The sequence below is a fragment of the Enterobacter asburiae genome (assembly GCF_008080435.1).
GTDB classification, from domain to species: Bacteria; Pseudomonadota; Gammaproteobacteria; order Enterobacterales; family Enterobacteriaceae; genus Enterobacter; species Enterobacter asburiae_C.
Genome location: NZ_VRKN01000001.1, coordinates 543,321 through 558,609, shown reverse-complemented (window position 1 = coordinate 558,609; position 15,289 = coordinate 543,321). Strand labels below are relative to the sequence as shown.

Genomic DNA, 15,289 nt, shown 5'->3' with positions numbered 1-15,289 from the left:
ATATGATGTAATTATTATTAAGTATTTCGCAATTCTATTTTTTAATTGGTTTAATTCGTCTGTGTTATAATTCATTCTCTTTTAAACAAACAGGACATGACGATGGAACTTGCCCGGTGGCAGCACAGATTTGAGCGCTGGCTTGAGGAAAACCACAGCACCGACGATACCGCACATGATATTTCGCATTTTCGTCGGGTCTGGATGACGGCGCAAAAAATCATGGTTCACCAGGCGGTAGAGCCGCTGGTGATTCTGACCGCATGCTATTTCCACGATATTGTCAGCCTGCCGAAAAATCATCCCGAACGCAGCCAGTCGTCACAACTGGCTGCGCGCAAGACGGGTGACATACTGCGCCGCGACTTCCCTGATTTTCCGCCAGAGCACGCTGCCGCCGTCGCGCACGCGATTGAGGCACACAGCTTCAGCGCCGGGATTGCGCCGCAGAGCATGGAAGCCAAAATTGTGCAGGACGCAGACCGACTGGAAGCGTTAGGCGCTATCGGTCTGGCGCGCGTCTTTGCCGTCTCGGGCGCACTGGGCGTGCCGCTTTTTGATGCCGACGATCCCTTTGCCGATGCGCGTACCCTTGACGACCGTGCGTTTGCCCTCGACCATTTTCAGACCAAGCTGCTGCGATTGCCTGATACAATGCAAACGGAAATGGGCCGCGAGCTGGCACGCCACAATGCCGATTTTTTGATCCAGTTTATGGCGAAACTCAGTGCCGAATTACACGGCGACTGCATCGGGCTGGATAGCCAGGTGTTGAACCGCTTCCGTCGCAGTTTGCGCAACTGAACTGTGGTAATCTGTTCCCAGTCTTTATTCTCCGGTTAAAAGAATGCAGGAAAATCGATCAGTGACAGAGCCCGCGCCTGAGCAGGCTGAGAAATCAACGGCAACGGTGCAGGCGTTACTGCGCCAGCTGTTGGATATCTATGATGCTAAAACGCTGGCCAATCTGCTGGTGGCGCACGGCGAGAGCCACTGGAGCCCGGCGATCCTTAAACGTCTGCTGACCAGCGAACGCGCAGGGCGTCGCCTCAGTGAAGGCGAGTTTCGTTATCTGCAAAACCTGCTTCCGCGTCCTTCTGCCGCGCACCCGAACTATGCCTTCCGCTTTATCGATCTGTTTGCCGGTATCGGCGGTATCCGACACGGTTTTGAAGCTATCGGCGGACAGTGCGTGTTTACCAGCGAGTGGAACAAACATGCCGTACGGACCTACAAGGCTAACTGGTACTGCGATCCGCACGAGCATCATTTCAACGCGGATATCCGCGATGTGACCCTAAGCCATAAAAGCGGCGTGAGCGATGAACAGGCCGCCGATCACATTCGGCAGACGATCCCGGCGCATGACGTGCTGCTGGCCGGCTTTCCGTGCCAGCCCTTCTCGCTGGCCGGCGTTTCAAAAAAGAATGCCCTCGGACGCGCCCACGGCTTTGCCTGCGATACCCAGGGAACGCTGTTTTTTGACGTGGCGCGCATTATTGACGCCCGTCGTCCGGCCATTTTTGTGCTGGAAAATGTCAAAAATCTTAAGAGCCACGACGGCGGAAAAACCTTCCGCATTATCATGCAAACGCTGGATGAACTGGGTTATGACGTGGCCGATTCACGGGACATGGGCGCGGACGATCCCAAAATCATTGATGGGAAACATTTCCTGCCCCAGCATCGCGAACGTATTGTGCTGGTGGGTTTCCGCCGCGATCTCAATCTGAAAGGCGATTTCACCCTTCGGGATATCCCGTCTTTGTATCCCGAGCATCGTCCTGCCGTGGCCGACCTGCTGGAACCTGTCGTTGACGCGAAATTTATCCTTACCCCGGTGCTGTGGAAATACCTCTACCGCTATGCCAAGAAGCATCAGGCGAAGGGCAACGGCTTCGGTTTTGGGATGGTAAACCCGAACGATCCGCACAGCGTGACCCGTACGTTGTCTGCTCGCTATTACAAAGACGGCGCGGAAATCCTGATCGACAGAGGTTGGGACAAGGCGCTGGGTGAAAAAGATTTCGACGATCCGCACAACCAGCGTCACCGTCCGCGACGCTTAACGCCGCGGGAATGCGCCCGGTTGATGGGATTTGAGTCCCCGCAGGGTTACCGCTTCCGCATTCCGGTTTCGGATACCCAGGCGTACCGCCAGTTTGGTAATTCGGTGGTGGTTCCCGCGTTCGCGGCCGTGGCAAAACTGCTGGCCTCGCGCATCAGACAAGCGGTGGCACTCCGTCAGGGTGAGGCCGTCAATGACGGATGTTCACGATAAGGCGACACGCAGCAAAAATATGCGTGCCATCGGCACGCGTGACACCGCCATCGAAAAGCGCCTGGCCGGGCTGCTGACGCAGGCGGGGTTTGATTTCCGTGTGCAGGATCCCGCGCTGGCAGGTCGTCCGGATTTCGTCATTGACGCCTGGCAGTGCATCATCTTTACTCACGGCTGTTTCTGGCACCATCACGACTGCTATCTGTTTAAAGTTCCCGCGACGCGCACCGATTTCTGGCTGGATAAAATTGGCAAGAACGTCGAGCGTGACAACCGGGATCTCAGCGCGCTGATTGCGCAGGGCTGGCGGGTGCTGATCGTCTGGGAGTGTGCGCTGAGAGGCAGATTAAAACTGAACGATGCCGATCTGACCGAACGGCTGGAAGAGTGGATCTGCGGCGGCGGTCAGACCGCGCAGATCGACACGCAGGGTATTCACCTGCTTAAGGTTTCTCCACCTCGCAAGGCGTGACCACCGGTTTTGCGGGCAGTAAATATTTGCCCAGGGTGACCAGCACGACGGCAAAAACAATTACCCCTAATGCCAGCCATTCAACGGAAGAGAGCGTTTCTCCCCCCAATCCCGTCCCGAGCAGCACGGCCACGACCGGGTTGACGTAGGCATAGCTGGTGGCGACAGCCGGGGAGACATTACGGATCAGGAACATATAAGCGTTAATGGCAATAATGGAGCCAAACAGTGCCAGGTAGCCTACCGCCAGAAAGCCCGACAGCGGCGGCAGGGTGGTCAGCTTCTCTCCCGTCAGCGTAGAGGCCAGCAGCAGCACAATTCCGGCGGCAAGCATCTCTATCGCGCCTGCCATCATGCCTGTCGGCAGTTCGATACGCGAACCGTAGACGGAACCAAACGCCCAGCTCATCGAGCCAATCAGGATGATGACGGCGCCCCACGGATTCCCGCTCAGGTTACCGCCGCTATTCAGCAGAATAATGCCGGCAAGGCCAATACCAATCCCCAGCCATTCCAGCTTGCGGGTACGGATACCGAAAAGGCGGCTAAAGCAGAGGGTAAACAGCGGTACGGTGGCAACGACCACGGCGGCGATCCCGGACGGTACGTTCTGGTGCTCGGCAATCGTCACAAACCCATTTCCCACCGCCAGCAGCAGCAGGCCAATCAGGGCGGCATTCAGCATCGGACGCAGCGGGGGAAGCTTATGTCCGCGCAGCAGAAGAAACGCGAGCAGCAAGACGCCAGCCGAGAGGAAACGAATGCCCGCCATCATCAGCGGCGGCCAGCTTTCCACGCCGATGCGAATGACAAAGTAGGTTGAGCCCCAGATGATGTACAGCGAAAAGAGTGCCCCAATGAGCGGTAGCAATTGCCGGAAACGCATAATCCCTCACGACGAAATAAAAAGGTCGCTGATAGTAAACGCGAAAACTATCGCGCTGGCGAGCCCTTTAATTGTGTAGCTGATGTGAATTTTTTGTTGACGTGAGGTGCCTGTTTCCGGGTTTGCGCTTTTGCTCCATACTATTCACTTAATTACCAAAAAATGAAGGATTAAGATTTTGGCAGGAAGTAGCTTATTAACATTGCTGGATGATATTGCCACCTTACTGGATGACATTTCAGTGATGGGTAAACTGGCGGCGAAAAAAACCGCAGGTGTACTGGGGGATGATTTATCGCTTAACGCCCAACAGGTGAGTGGGGTAAGGGCTAACCGTGAACTGCCGGTGGTATGGGGCGTGGCAAAAGGCTCCTTCCTGAATAAGGTGATTCTGGTGCCGCTGGCGCTGCTGATCAGCGCGTTTATTCCCTGGGCCATCACGCCGTTGCTGATGATTGGCGGGGCATTTCTCTGCTTCGAGGGGGTGGAGAAGGTTCTGCACTCCTTTAGCGCGCGCAAGGAGAGCGATACCCCGGAGATGCGCCAGCAGCGTCTTGAAGCGCTGGCCGCTCAGGATCCGAAAACCTTCGAGCGCGATAAGGTCAAAGGCGCCATTCGGACCGACTTTATCCTGTCTGCGGAGATTGTCGCTATTACGCTGGGCATTGTGTCAGACGCGCCGCTCCTGAATCAGGTTCTTATCCTCTCCGGCATCGCCATTCTGGTCACCGTCGGCGTGTACGGCCTGGTGGGACTGATCGTGAAGCTGGATGATATCGGCTACTGGCTGGAGGAGAAATCGAGCGCGGTGGCAAGAGGCATCGGCAAAAGCCTGCTGGTGCTGGCCCCGTGGCTAATGAAGAGTTTGTCGGTAGTGGGCACGCTGGCGATGTTCCTCGTGGGCGGCGGGATCGTGGTTCACGGTATCGCTCCGCTGCACCATGCTATCGAACATTTTTCCTCGGCGCAGGGTGCCGTTGTCGCGGCAATTCTGCCCACGCTGCTTAATCTTGTGCTGGGCTTTATCATTGGCGCTATCGTGGTCGCGGCGGTGAAGCTGGTTGAAAAAATACGCGGCACGTCGCACTAATTATTCCCCATTGTGGGATGCAAAAAGACCATTCCTCGTCTAAATTGAAACAGTTTCACCCTGATACAGGAGGCAGGTATGGTCTTTTTGGTCAGTGATGAAGTTAAGCCTAAGAAGGGCGGCCCACGTATGATTGTCACCGGGTATTCCAGCGGAATGGTGGAATGTCGGTGGCACGATGGCTATAGCATCAAGCGGGAAGCATTTCGTGAAGATGAGCTTCAGCCGGGGGACGGGCAGCACAAGCGGGACAAGGCTTAATCACATAACGCCCGGCTTTGCCGGGCGTTTTTATCTCAAGTACCGGGTGTAAGGCAGTCATCATGGAGTGTGTGTGCAGCGCGATACCTTTGTTGTAAGACAATCATTTTTGCAATGGCTGCATAAGCGTAGCAATCCGGGGTTGATTGTTAATCTCTGTTTTCTGGTCGTTCTGGTGTTTTCCACTCTCCTGACCTGGCGTGAGGTGGTGGTCCTCGAAGAGGTGTATATCTCCAGCCAGCGTAACCATCTGGATACGGTGGCCAGTTCGCTGGACAGGCAGTTACAGAACAGCGTGGACAGGATGCTGTTGTTCCGTCAGGGCATGCGTGATGCGATCCAGACGCCGCTGGCATTTGATGTATTACAGAATGCGGTGTCACGCTTTAACACCGTCCGCATGCTCCCCACCTGGCAGCTTGCCGTTGATAAAAAACGCACCCTTCCCATTAACGGTGTCTCGGATGCGTTTGTCGAAAAAACCACGCTTCTGAATCGTGACGCTGAGCGCCTCAGTCATGAAATTTCTGCCACGCTCGAAGTGGGGTATCTGCTCAGGCTGGCGTCGTCGAGAGCGCAAACGGAAGCGCGTGTGATCTACGTGTCCCGCGCCGGGTTTTTCATTTCCACGGATACGCCGGACCAGGCAGGCGACATTACCTCCCGCTATTACCATCTGGTCACACAGTCCTGGTTTACCCAGCAGTCAGAACGTAACAATCGCGCTCGCGCGGTGCGCTGGTTTATCTCTACTCCTTCATTCTGGACCGGGGATGAACGTATGATCACCGCCAGCGTCCCCATCTATTTCGATCATTATTGGTATGGCGTCGTGGCGATGGATTTTACGTTGAGCACGATGCAGCGTCTGCTGGCCGAAGCGACGGAAGATCGAACGGAGGGGGAGTATCAACTGTACGATACCCGGCTCAATATGATTGCCACCTCAGCCCACGCGGAAAACGCGGTTAACCATTTTGACGAACGCGAAACGGCGCAAATTGCGCAGGCGATTGAGCACGCCACCGGCGGCGGGATCCGCCTCGGAAGCCGTTTTGTTAGCTGGGAGCGGCTCGATCACTTCGACGGTGTCGTCTTGCGGATCCACACCCTGCATGAAGGGGTACAAGATGACTTCGGCAGCATCAGTATCGTGCTGGCACTGCTGTGGGCGCTCTTTACCGCCATGCTATTGATCTCGTGGCTGGTGATCCGTCGGATGGTGAGTAACATGTACACGCTTCAGCACTCGCTCCAGTGGCAGGCCTAGCATGACCCGCTTACCCGGCTGAATAATCGCGGCGCGCTGTTCGACCGCGCAAGAAAGCTGGCGGAAACCTGTCGCCAGCAGTCGCTGCCGTTCTCGGTGATTCAGATCGATCTCGATCATTTTAAAAACATCAACGACCGTTTCGGCCATCAGGCCGGTGATAAGGTGCTCTCCCACACGGCGGGACTGATTGCCAGCGCGTTACGCAAGAATGATGTGGCAGGGCGTGTAGGCGGGGAAGAGTTTTGCGTCGTCCTGCCGGGGATCGGTCTGGAAGAGGCGAGAGGGGTTGCGGACCGCATTCGTTGCCGGATCAACAGTAAGGAGATCCTGGTGAAGAAAAGCATAACCCTGCGCATCAGCGCGTCACTGGGGGTCAGCAGCGCGGATGAAGCGGGCAACTACGAATTTGAACAGCTGCAGTCCATTGCGGACGCCCGGCTGTACCAGGCCAAACAGTGTGGTCGTAACCGGGTCGTCTGGCGGGATTAGGACAGGAAGTGATCCAGTCCCTCCTGCCAGCCCGCCGGGCCGGGCTGCCGGGTGTGATAAACCCGGGCGGGGTTATCGTCCCGTAGCGTGATGCCCTGGCGGTTAATGCCCTTAATCACCACCGCGAAGTCAACGCTGTCGAGCAGCGGCGCATCATTGGGGCCGTCGCCGAGTCCCAGCGTGGTGGGTTCGATCTCTTCCTGCTCGCGGTACTGCGCAATCAGCCAGTTAACCGCAACATCCTTGCCACAGCGGACGTCCAGAATATGCCAGAAGCGCGCCCCCTGCAGACATTTCAGGCCGCTGTGCGCCAGCTCCTCTTCAAACTGGGCCATTTTCTCGTCGGTATCGCGCCAGATGAGCGTAACAGACGCTTCATGCTTGCGGGCAAGCGCCGAACGGTAGCGCGTCAGTCCGGTCCACTCGCTGATAACGTGCTCATCCACGTCGTCAAAGGTGGTGAATTTAAAGCCCGTCTGCAGGCGAATTTGCTCGATCCGCGGGCGAATATCCCGGTGCGTCATCCCCCTGATCTGGCGCTGAACCTTCTCCCAACGCACGTCAGGCTGAATCACCGCGCCGTTCTCGGCAATAAAAGGCAAGCCTTCCAGCCCCAGATCCTGCTGGATATCCAGCATCTCTGCCGCAGTCTTGCTGCTGCAGAGAATGACCGGAATCTGGTTATCCAGCAGCCTGTCCAGCCAGGGCATTGCGGGTTGCCACTCATAGGTATGAATATCCAGCAACGAGCCATCCAGGTCAGAAAAAATCAGCAATGTATCCCGCAGTGAAGGCATAGTGACTCCTGATAACGGCTGCGTCGCGATCTAAGAAAATTCCTAAAAAATAACCGAGTTGTTAACCGGGGAAAAAAGAGATGTCCCTGGCAAACCCGCATTCGGCGTGTGTTATTGCTCATAACAAAAAGCATTATGTTAAAAATATTATATTCATCATAAGAATATATGCTTGTCAGCCAAATTCGTTGGGGATAGTGTGGCATGTACATCAGATTTCCTGGTGTAACGAATTTTCAAGTGCTTCTTGCATAAGCAAGTTTTGATCCCGGCCATCCCCATGACCGGGATTTTTTTCGCCCTACCGATTGGCTTCAGACACGCTAAAGTCGTGTATATCAAGCTCGAAGGCCTCCGCCAGCTCACGATAGGTGTGATAATCCCTTCCGTTGACAATGACGCGGTCCGAATTGTCGTCCGTCCGGCGGACTTCTGACTCACTGATCTCATTGATGGCGGCCAGCAGGGCATCGACATCCACCTCGACATCGCGCTTGATGGTGTCGCTGTACTCTTTATCGGTCTTCATTACGGGTTCCTCTTTCAACCTATAAACGTGTCCAAGGCTAAGTATAGCTTGTGCATAAAAACGCCATTCACACCGGGCGGCGATGTGCGTTTTTGCGTTTTGTTCTACACTGGCTCAAAACCAGAGGAGGAATGTATGAAGGTCAACGATCGGGTAACCGTTAAAACGGACGGTGGGCCGCGCCGCCCGGGTGTGGTACTGGCAATTGAAGAGTTTAGCGAAGGCACAATGTACCTGGTATCACTGGAAGACTACCCGCTTGGCATCTGGTTTTTTAACGAACTGGGGCATCCGGACGGCATTTTTGTTGAGAAAGTAGACTAGCACGGCGTCGGGTAGCACAGCGCGTGCCCGACAACCTCATAGAAGCAAAAATCTCTGGCCAGGCCAGAGATCAAAGGTAGGGTGCACAGGGTCTTAAGAGACTAACGCATGTTGACGAAAATCCCGTTCGTCACATTATCGGTCAGGCGTACCACGTGGTAGATCACTTGCTTATTATGCGTTTTAATTTTCCTTTTAATATTTCCTTTGTGTGACGAAACGGTTTTCGCTTTAATATTCATCTGGTCCGAGATCTGAATAGTTCCTTGTCCCGCCATCCACATTCGCAGCATACTTGATTCAGTCCTGCTTAATGATAGGGTGGGTAAGTTAACCGCTCCTACATTTTTAACTTCTTTATTCAAATAATCACCCAGAATGTCATCCAGCGACTCAGGTTTAATCGATTTAGAACTGATCAATAAATTTTTACGGACCAACAAATACTCATCGAAATGGATATTCGCGATCGCCATAAAAACAATAAACAGGGTTTTTGGATGCTGATTAATGATTTGCTTAATGTGCTGACTGTTGGCTGGATCGTGAATGAAACAGTCCTCATTAATAAACACCACGCCTGGTTTTAGTTCGTCACAAGCGGCTGCGAGTTCGTCAACGGTGTGTGCATCGTTGATGTCTCTCTTTCTTACCCCTCTGCTTGCCAGGTACCCGGTTAACCCTAGCCGGGTGTAGCTGCATAAATCCATAATGATCGTTGACATGGCATACCCTCACTCAATGCGTAACGATAATTCACCATCTGCCTGAGAGCTCAAAACAGCCATACGGGATGGAAAAAAATAATAAACCTGTGAGCATGACAAAGACTTTCAGGCGGACTCACTATCCCGTAAAGTTACGTATAATTTGCCAGGAATCTTCTTAAAGTAAAGTAAATATTAAGTATTGTGAGATGGTTAGAAACAATTAAACCGCGTCAGATATATCCTGGAAGATGTTTTTCGTGTTTTATTTTAGGAATATCCTCAGAAAGACAATAGCAACAGTGCGGGCTATTATTTACGTGGCAGTTCGCTGACAATATCCGCTAACAGGTTGAATATCTCGCCGAATAAATGTTCACAGAAGGGAGCGATAAGTGGCATCAGCAATGACATTAATAAAATTCCAACCGTCAGCGTCAGCGGAAAACCAATGACAAACACTGAAAGCTGCGGTGCCATTCGGTTGAGTAAACCTAATGCCAGGTTGACGGTCAGCAGCAGGGTGATGATCGGCAGCGCCAGCATCAGCCCGTTCAGGAATATCAGCCCCGCAGCGCGAGTGAGCGCCAGAAAGGCGTTGCTGTTCACCGGATTTTCGCCAATCGGCAGCGTATGGAACGTATCCACCAGCATGGAGATAAGCCACAGATGGCCGTTGAACGACAGGAACAGCAGCATGGCGAGCAGATCGATAATTCGCGCCAGCACGGGCATGTTGAGATGACTACCGGGATCAACAAACGTGGCGAACGATAACCCCATCTGCAGGCCGATCAGTTCCCCTGCGGTACGCACTGCGGCAAAGGCGAGCTGCATGGTAAAGCCGACGGCGACGCCAATCATCACCTGCTGCAAGGCCACCCACACCGCATTCGCCGAGAAGATCGGAATATCCACGGGGGGGAGAGAGGGCGCGACGATAATGGAGATGATTATGCCCAGCCCCACCTTGACGCGCTTGGGTATCGATTTCTCACTGAGAATGGGGGCGGAGGATATCAACGCCATGATGCGCAGCATCGGCCAGAAATAGATGCCGAGCCACTGAACCCACTGGTCGCTGGTGAAGTGCAGCATCGTCAGGTCAGCCGATGATGTACGGCAGATTGGTAAACAGGTTGCGCATATAGTCCAGCAACAGGTTCAGCATCCACGGCCCGGCCACGATAATCGCCACGAACACGGCGATGATTTTCGGGATGAATGACAGCGTCATTTCGTTAATCTGCGTGGCGGCCTGCAGAATACTGATAATCAGACCGGTAACCAGCGCGACAAGCAGCAGTGGCGCGGCAACGGCAATCGCGACTTTCATCGCTTCCGTGCCCATCATCATGACCGATTCGGGTGTCATTGCCGTTCCTTAACTGTAGAAACTCTGCGCCAGCGAACTGACCAGCAGCTGCCAGCCGTCGACCAGAACAAAGAGCATGATCTTAAAGGGCAGGGCAATGGTGGCGGGCGGCACCATCATCATCCCGAGCGCCATCAGGACGCTGGCGATCACCAGGTCGATAATCAGGAACGGAATAAAGATGGTAAAGCCAATCTGGAATGCGGTTTTCAGCTCGCTGGTGACATAGGCGGGCAGAAGAATACGCATGGGCACCGCTTCCGGTCCCTGCAGCTCGCCGGTATTGGACAGGCGGGCAAAGAGGGCCAGATCCGCTTCGCGCGTCTGGCGCAGCATAAATTCTCTCAGCGGCTGTGCGCCTTTATCCAGCGCCTCCTGCATGGAGATTTTGTCTTCGCTGAACGGCTGATAGGCGTCGGTATAAATCTTATCGATAACCGGCGACATAATAAAAAAGGTCAAAAACAGCGCCAGCCCAAGCAGAACCTGGTTTGGCGGTGCGGAAGGGGTTCCCAGCGCGTTTCGCAGCAGACCAAAGACGATGATGATGCGGGTGAAGCTGGTCATCATCAGCAGAATGGCCGGAATAAACGTCAGCGAGGTGATGAACACCAGCGTCTGGACCGGAAGCGACCAGCTTTGTCCGCCGCCCGCGAGAGGGGTTGAGACCAGACCGGGCAATTGCGCATAGACCGCGGGAGCAAACAGGCCAACGCCCGCAAGCGTCAGGGATAACAAACGGCGCATCAGGATCTCCCGGAACGCTTAAGCAAACTCTTCATGACGGACTGAAAATCCGCAGGGGCGTCTGCGCGCTCGTCCACCACAACAGGGGCGGGCGGCAGTTTATGTAATACGCTGATGTTTGAGGCTGTTACGCCCAGGACCAGACGCGCGTCATCCACCTCGACGATGACCACGCGTTCGCGTGGCCCCAGCGTGGTGCTGGCGCTGACTTTCAGGCCGCGGGCACCGGCGGTTTTACCCGCCAGGCCAAAGCGCTTCGCCAGCCAGGCGGCGATAAGAATAAAGGCAATAATACCGAACAATGCCCCGCTCACCTGGAGCAGAGGCGAGCCGGGAACGGCAGAAGGTTGTGATATTGTTGCCTGGGTTTTCATGCTTAACGGCTCAGACGACGCATACGTTCAGACGGGGTAATGATGTCGGTGATACGTACGCCGTATTTATCGGCAACCACCACCACTTCACCCTGGGCAATCAGATAACCGTTGATCAGAATATCCAGCGGCTCGCCGGCCAGACCGTCAAGGGCCACCACGGAACCCTGCGTCAGGCGCAACAGCTCTTTAATGGTCATACGGGTGCGTCCCAGTTCAACGGTCAGCTTAACCGGGATATCCATAATCAGGTCGATGTCCTGCAGCGTGCCGCTGACATCACCGCCGCCGAGCTGCTGGAATACGGCATCCGCTGCACTTTTGGCCGGGGGTGCTTTTTGCTCGTTTAACGCGTCAGCCCACAGATCGTCCAGTGCTCCGCTGTTTTCATCGGACGGATTGTTCATGTCACTCATTTGGGCTGTTCCTCATTCAGCGAATTCAAAATCGGGTTGATCAAGTGCTCAACGCGTAACGCATACTGACCGTTAATCGTGCCGTACTGGCTTGTCAGCACGGGGACACCATCCACATGGGCAATAATGCGGTCGGGTTTTTCTATCGGCAAAACATCGCCGGGTTGTAATTTCAGGATCTGAGATAACCGCAGCGGGATGTCGGCGAAGCTCGCCACCAGCTCAAGCTGCGAATGCTGGACCTGGCGGACCAGGTTTTCTCGCCAGTTCTGGTCTTCGTTGCGGGAGTTCTCCAGCGGCGGGTTAACCAGCAGCTCGCGCAGCGGTTCGATCATGCTGAACGGCAGGCAGATGTTGAACTCGCCGGTCAGGTTACCGATCTCCACGTGGAACGGCGTGTTAACGACGATATCGTTCGGGGAGGTGGTGATATTGGTAAATTTCACCTGCATCTCAGAACGGACGTACTCCACTTCCAGCGGGTTAATCGCTTTCCACGCGTCGCTATAAGACTCCAGCGCCAGCTTCAGCATGCGGTTAATGACGCGCTGTTCGGTGTGGGTGAATTCCCGACCTTCTACTTTGGTCGGGAAACGCCCGTCGCCGCCGAACAGGTTATCCACGGCGATGAACACCAGGCTTGGCGAAAACACCACCAGACCGGTGCCGCGCAGCGGCTTCAGATGAATCAGGTTAAGGTTGGTTGGCACCGGCAGGTTGCGGGCAAACTCATGATATGGCTGAATGCGGATCGCACCGACCGTAATATCCGGGCTACGACGCAGCAGGTTAAACAGCCCCATACGGAACTGACGTGCAAAACGTTCGTTAATGATCTCCAGCGCCTGCAGACGTTCACGTACCACGCGACGCTGGGTATTCGGGTCATAGGGACGAATATCGCTATCGCCGCCAATACCCGGTTTAGGATCATCATTGTTATCGCTGTCGCCGTTGAGCAGCGCATCGATTTCTGCCTGAGAAAGAATACTGTCGCCCATGTCGTTACCGCAGAATGAATGCTGTATACAGAACGTCAGTGACTTCCTGCTTAGGTTGGCCGTTTACCAGCGGGGTCGCCAGCGTTTGTTTAATGGCATCGACTAGCTTTTGCTTACCCACATCGGTAGCCAGCGCCGAAGCGTCCTGACGAGAGAACAGCAGCAGAAGGCGGCTGCGCACTTCAGGAAGATAATCGTTCAGACGTGAACGGGTGGCTTCATCTTTCAGGCGCAGCGTAATGCCAACATAAAGCACACGATCCGCATCACCCAGATTGACGGTGAAGGTATCCAGCGGGAAGAACACTGGAGCCGGCGGAGGTGGCGCTTCAGCCTTGGCTGCAGCGGTGGTAGGTTCCTGCTGCATACGCCAGTAACTATAGCCCGCGGTGGCGCAGGCGGCGAGCGTGATCAACACCAGCAGCGGGATCCAGATGGAACGCTTACTTTTTTTGGTGATAGCGGAGTCAGTCATCTGATACGAGCTTCCTGTTTCGGTACAGCTTAATAAGGTGATTATCCCGTGTCCTGCTGTCGTCAAAGCGTGGAAAAGACGGGGATAATCACGCTACCTCTGGCGTTTAAGCGAAGATGTCTACGGCACTGTTACCGCGCGCTGCGGATTGCAGGGCGGCAGGGGTAGGCAGTAATTCATCGCTCTCTTCATTAAAACCGCCGGTGTTGCCGGAACGCGAAGCCTGGTGCTGCTGCTGGGATGAGGACTGCTGCTGCCCGGCGAAGCTCTCACTGCTGACGCTGCTCTGCGAAAGCTGAATGCCGTTCTCCGCCAGTGAGCTCCGCAGTACCGGCAGCGCGGCTTCCAGAGCCGCGCGAACATGGCTATGCGCAGAGACCATCTGCAACTGTGCCTGGTTATCATCCAGCTTAAGCGAAATTTGCACCTGGCCCAGATCTTCCGGGTGCAGACGCAGCTCTGCTGTCTGCTGACCCTGCTTAGTGAACAGGGTGATGTGCTGGCTCAGGGATTGCTGCCATTCGTGGGTCCCCAGAGGCTGACTTAACACCGGCGCGGTGGCGACGGTGGCGGCCATCTGACTGGTCGCATGGCTGGACATAATCGGTGCCAGGGTGGCCGTTGGGGATGCTGAGGAGGAAGAACTGGCGAGTTCCTGCTTCTCTGCTGCCGCGGCCACGGCCGGGGTTGCCGGCGCGTTGCCCGACAGGGCCGGGTCGTTATTTTTCACCTGGCTTTGATAAGGCGTAGAATTCTGCGCTTTATCGTGGCTTCCCGCAGACGCGTTCAGGGACGGTTGGCCCGCACCATTGTGCGAAAGCGTCGCGGAATTCAGCGTTGAGGTAACGGAAACGCCGTCACTGCCTGCCACGCGAGAGGCGGTAGTTTGCTGGTGCGGCAGCATTGCCATCAGCGCGCTTAATCCGGCCAGCTCTTCTTCGCTCAGCTCGCTTTTACCGTCATCTTTGCTGTTCGCCGCATTGAGCGTCTTCAGGGCGTCACCCTTAGACAGCGGCACCAGCCCGGAAACCAGCGTATCAAGCGACGTGACGGGCGACGTTTCATCGCCATTCAGCGCGGTTTGACGCGAGAGCAGGTCGGCAATTTTGGCTTGCAGGGTGGTATCACCTTTGGCGTCCTGAGCCACTTTTGACAGTTTACTGCCGGCGGCTTTCAGGTCAGCCAGGGTCAGCGGCGCATCTTTGCCCTTGCCCGTTGCGTCCGACAGGGCGCCCGCCAGCAGAGAGAGAAAGTCCTGTGCACCGTCGGTGCCTTTCCCTGTTTGCGTGCCGCCTGACAGGTCGCTGTCGCTCATCAGCAGTTGTTGCAGTGTGATCATTCCGGTTTCCTCATTGATGCGCGCTGGGCAAACTCATCCATTTTCTTCTGATCCAGACGGTTTTCCGCCAGGGTCGTTGCCGCGATCTGTCGGTCCTGTAAAGTCTGCCAGGCCTGCAGTCGCTGCTTCTTCTCACGCCAGAAATTCAGCGCGGTATCGACTTTCTGGGTCCACTGGTTAAGCTGCTGACGATGCTGATCTATCGCCTTCTCCAGCGTCTGGATAAACTGCTGATAGTTAATCCAGCGCTGGCTTCCAATGCCCTGTGTCATATCGGTATTGAGGTTGGTGCGATATTCATGCTGATAGTCGATTAACATCTTCAACTGTTCTTCAGCCTGCTGGCACCCGCGTCGCATTGCGCCAAGCTGCAATGCGGCATCATCAACTTCTTTTTCTGCCAGATCTTTCAGCGTTGATAACGCGCTGTTTTGCGCCATGACCTTCGCCCTC

The 15,289-nt window shown here is 55.0% G+C and carries 19 protein-coding genes and 1 pseudogene; 7 read left to right on the top strand and 13 right to left on the bottom strand.

Translation table 11 applies throughout. The annotated features are described in order from the left end of the window. Positions 1-102 precede the first annotated feature (102 nt). From FU672_RS02670 to FU672_RS02660, 3 genes are all read left to right on the top strand, one after another. Positions 103-804 (top strand): phosphohydrolase, encoded by a 702-nt coding sequence (locus FU672_RS02670; protein ID WP_148242024.1) that lies wholly within the window; start codon positions 103-105, stop codon positions 802-804. A gap of 61 nt (positions 805-865) precedes the next feature. After that, complete coding sequence (locus tag FU672_RS02665; RefSeq protein WP_148242023.1) at positions 866-2,281, top strand: DNA cytosine methyltransferase; 1,416 nt, start codon at positions 866-868, stop codon at positions 2,279-2,281. After that, complete coding sequence (locus FU672_RS02660) at positions 2,262-2,753, top strand: very short patch repair endonuclease (protein ID WP_148242022.1); 492 nt, start codon at positions 2,262-2,264, stop codon at positions 2,751-2,753. The genes FU672_RS02665 and FU672_RS02660 overlap by 20 nt, the downstream gene beginning before the upstream one ends. On the opposite strand, the gene yedA is transcribed toward FU672_RS02660, so the two are convergent. After that, complete coding sequence (gene yedA / locus FU672_RS02655) at positions 2,725-3,639, bottom strand: drug/metabolite exporter YedA (RefSeq protein WP_148242021.1); 915 nt, start codon at positions 3,637-3,639, stop codon at positions 2,725-2,727. The two genes, FU672_RS02660 and yedA, sit on opposite strands and share 29 nt — an antisense overlap. Before the next feature lie 178 nt (positions 3,640-3,817). On the opposite strand from yedA, the gene FU672_RS02650 reads away from it, so the two are divergent. The 3 genes and pseudogenes from FU672_RS02650 to dgcQ all read left to right on the top strand — a co-directional run bounded on the left by FU672_RS02650 (position 3,818) and on the right by dgcQ (position 6,752). After that, entirely contained in the window at positions 3,818-4,729 is a 912-nt protein-coding gene (locus FU672_RS02650) for a DUF808 domain-containing protein (RefSeq protein WP_148242020.1), read from the top strand. A 78-nt stretch (positions 4,730-4,807) separates the two neighbouring features. Further along, entirely contained in the window at positions 4,808-4,990 is a 183-nt protein-coding gene (locus tag FU672_RS02645; RefSeq protein ID WP_008500307.1) for a YodC family protein, read from the top strand. Between the two features lie 73 nt (positions 4,991-5,063). Further along, positions 5,064-6,752, top strand: a pseudogene (gene dgcQ / locus FU672_RS02640) (cellulose biosynthesis regulator diguanylate cyclase DgcQ). Here the strand turns inward: dgcQ and FU672_RS02635 are convergent. Both FU672_RS02635 and yodD read right to left on the bottom strand, forming a co-directional pair. Further along, complete coding sequence (locus tag FU672_RS02635) at positions 6,749-7,549, bottom strand: mannosyl-3-phosphoglycerate phosphatase-related protein (RefSeq protein ID WP_148242019.1); 801 nt, start codon at positions 7,547-7,549, stop codon at positions 6,749-6,751. The pseudogene dgcQ and the gene FU672_RS02635 sit on opposite strands and share 4 nt — an antisense overlap. A 301-nt stretch (positions 7,550-7,850) precedes the next feature. Continuing rightward, positions 7,851-8,078, bottom strand: a complete 228-nt coding sequence (gene yodD / locus FU672_RS02630) for a YodD family peroxide/acid resistance protein (protein ID WP_148242018.1) — start codon at positions 8,076-8,078, stop codon at positions 7,851-7,853. A 135-nt stretch (positions 8,079-8,213) separates the two neighbouring features. Here yodD and dsrB point away from each other — a divergent pair, with 135 nt between their 5' ends. After that, a complete protein-coding gene (gene dsrB / locus FU672_RS24835) occupies positions 8,214-8,402 on the top strand; it encodes a protein DsrB (RefSeq protein WP_187360768.1) in 189 nt (62 codons plus the stop codon). Between the two features lie 101 nt (positions 8,403-8,503). Here the strand turns inward: dsrB and rcsA are convergent, their stop codons facing one another. The 10 genes from rcsA to fliJ form a co-directional block, all read right to left on the bottom strand. Beyond that, on the bottom strand, positions 8,504-9,127 hold the full coding sequence (gene rcsA, locus FU672_RS02620) for a transcriptional regulator RcsA (RefSeq protein WP_008500313.1): 624 nt from the start codon (positions 9,125-9,127) through the stop codon (positions 8,504-8,506). 294 nt (positions 9,128-9,421) lie between these two features. Continuing rightward, the gene (fliR, locus tag FU672_RS02615; RefSeq protein WP_148242016.1) at positions 9,422-10,207 is read right to left on the bottom strand and encodes a flagellar biosynthetic protein FliR; all 786 of its coding nucleotides are present in this window, start codon (positions 10,205-10,207) and stop codon (positions 9,422-9,424) included. 7 nt (positions 10,208-10,214) lie between these two features. Next, positions 10,215-10,484 (bottom strand): flagellar biosynthesis protein FliQ, encoded by a 270-nt coding sequence (gene fliQ / locus FU672_RS02610; RefSeq protein WP_003859587.1) that lies wholly within the window; start codon positions 10,482-10,484, stop codon positions 10,215-10,217. Between the two features lie 9 nt (positions 10,485-10,493). Then, positions 10,494-11,231: a flagellar type III secretion system pore protein FliP gene (gene fliP, locus FU672_RS02605; RefSeq protein WP_008500316.1), complete on the bottom strand. Its 738-nt coding sequence runs from the start codon at positions 11,229-11,231 to the stop codon at positions 10,494-10,496. Beyond that, entirely contained in the window at positions 11,231-11,605 is a 375-nt protein-coding gene (fliO, locus tag FU672_RS02600; protein ID WP_023312309.1) for a flagellar biosynthetic protein FliO, read from the bottom strand. The genes fliP and fliO overlap by 1 nt, the downstream gene beginning before the upstream one ends. Positions 11,606-11,607: 2 nt before the next feature. Next, positions 11,608-12,021 carry a flagellar motor switch protein FliN gene (gene fliN / locus FU672_RS02595; RefSeq protein WP_023312308.1) on the bottom strand — a complete coding sequence of 138 codons (414 nt, stop codon included), beginning with the start codon at positions 12,019-12,021 and terminating at the stop codon, positions 11,608-11,610. Next, positions 12,018-13,022 carry a flagellar motor switch protein FliM gene (gene fliM, locus FU672_RS02590; protein WP_023336184.1) on the bottom strand — a complete coding sequence of 335 codons (1,005 nt, stop codon included), beginning with the start codon at positions 13,020-13,022 and terminating at the stop codon, positions 12,018-12,020. The genes fliN and fliM overlap by 4 nt, the downstream gene beginning before the upstream one ends. 4 nt (positions 13,023-13,026) lie before the next feature. After that, a complete protein-coding gene (gene fliL / locus FU672_RS02585; protein ID WP_023312306.1) occupies positions 13,027-13,497 on the bottom strand; it encodes a flagellar basal body-associated protein FliL in 471 nt (156 codons plus the stop codon). 106 nt (positions 13,498-13,603) lie between these two features. Then, the gene (fliK, locus tag FU672_RS02580) at positions 13,604-14,836 is read right to left on the bottom strand and encodes a flagellar hook length control protein FliK (protein WP_148242015.1); all 1,233 of its coding nucleotides are present in this window, start codon (positions 14,834-14,836) and stop codon (positions 13,604-13,606) included. Then, positions 14,833-15,276: a flagellar export protein FliJ gene (gene fliJ, locus FU672_RS02575; RefSeq protein WP_023312304.1), complete on the bottom strand. Its 444-nt coding sequence runs from the start codon at positions 15,274-15,276 to the stop codon at positions 14,833-14,835. The genes fliK and fliJ overlap by 4 nt, the downstream gene beginning before the upstream one ends. Positions 15,277-15,289 lie beyond the last annotated feature (13 nt).

Coding starts and splice junctions, on each gene's coding strand:
- fliK (WP_148242015.1), bottom strand. CDS start 14,836: ATGATCACACTGCAACAACTGCTGATGAGCGACAGCGACCTGTCAGGC.
- fliN (WP_023312308.1), bottom strand. CDS start 12,021: ATGAGTGACATGAACAATCCGTCCGATGAAAACAGCGGAGCACTGGAC.
- yodD (WP_148242018.1), bottom strand. CDS start 8,078: ATGAAGACCGATAAAGAGTACAGCGACACCATCAAGCGCGATGTCGAG.
- fliL (WP_023312306.1), bottom strand. CDS start 13,497: ATGACTGACTCCGCTATCACCAAAAAAAGTAAGCGTTCCATCTGGATC.
- rcsA (WP_008500313.1), bottom strand. CDS start 9,127: ATGTCAACGATCATTATGGATTTATGCAGCTACACCCGGCTAGGGTTA.
- yedA (WP_148242021.1), bottom strand. CDS start 3,639: ATGCGTTTCCGGCAATTGCTACCGCTCATTGGGGCACTCTTTTCGCTG.
- fliJ (WP_023312304.1), bottom strand. CDS start 15,276: ATGGCGCAAAACAGCGCGTTATCAACGCTGAAAGATCTGGCAGAAAAA.
- fliP (WP_008500316.1), bottom strand. CDS start 11,231: ATGCGCCGTTTGTTATCCCTGACGCTTGCGGGCGTTGGCCTGTTTGCT.
- fliQ (WP_003859587.1), bottom strand. CDS start 10,484: ATGACACCCGAATCGGTCATGATGATGGGCACGGAAGCGATGAAAGTC.
- fliR (WP_148242016.1), bottom strand. CDS start 10,207: ATGCTGCACTTCACCAGCGACCAGTGGGTTCAGTGGCTCGGCATCTAT.
- fliM (WP_023336184.1), bottom strand. CDS start 13,022: ATGGGCGACAGTATTCTTTCTCAGGCAGAAATCGATGCGCTGCTCAAC.
- FU672_RS02660 (WP_148242022.1), top strand. CDS start 2,262: ATGACGGATGTTCACGATAAGGCGACACGCAGCAAAAATATGCGTGCC.
- FU672_RS02635 (WP_148242019.1), bottom strand. CDS start 7,549: ATGCCTTCACTGCGGGATACATTGCTGATTTTTTCTGACCTGGATGGC.
- fliO (WP_023312309.1), bottom strand. CDS start 11,605: ATGAAAACCCAGGCAACAATATCACAACCTTCTGCCGTTCCCGGCTCG.
- FU672_RS02645 (WP_008500307.1), top strand. CDS start 4,808: ATGGTCTTTTTGGTCAGTGATGAAGTTAAGCCTAAGAAGGGCGGCCCA.
- dsrB (WP_187360768.1), top strand. CDS start 8,214: ATGAAGGTCAACGATCGGGTAACCGTTAAAACGGACGGTGGGCCGCGC.
- FU672_RS02670 (WP_148242024.1), top strand. CDS start 103: ATGGAACTTGCCCGGTGGCAGCACAGATTTGAGCGCTGGCTTGAGGAA.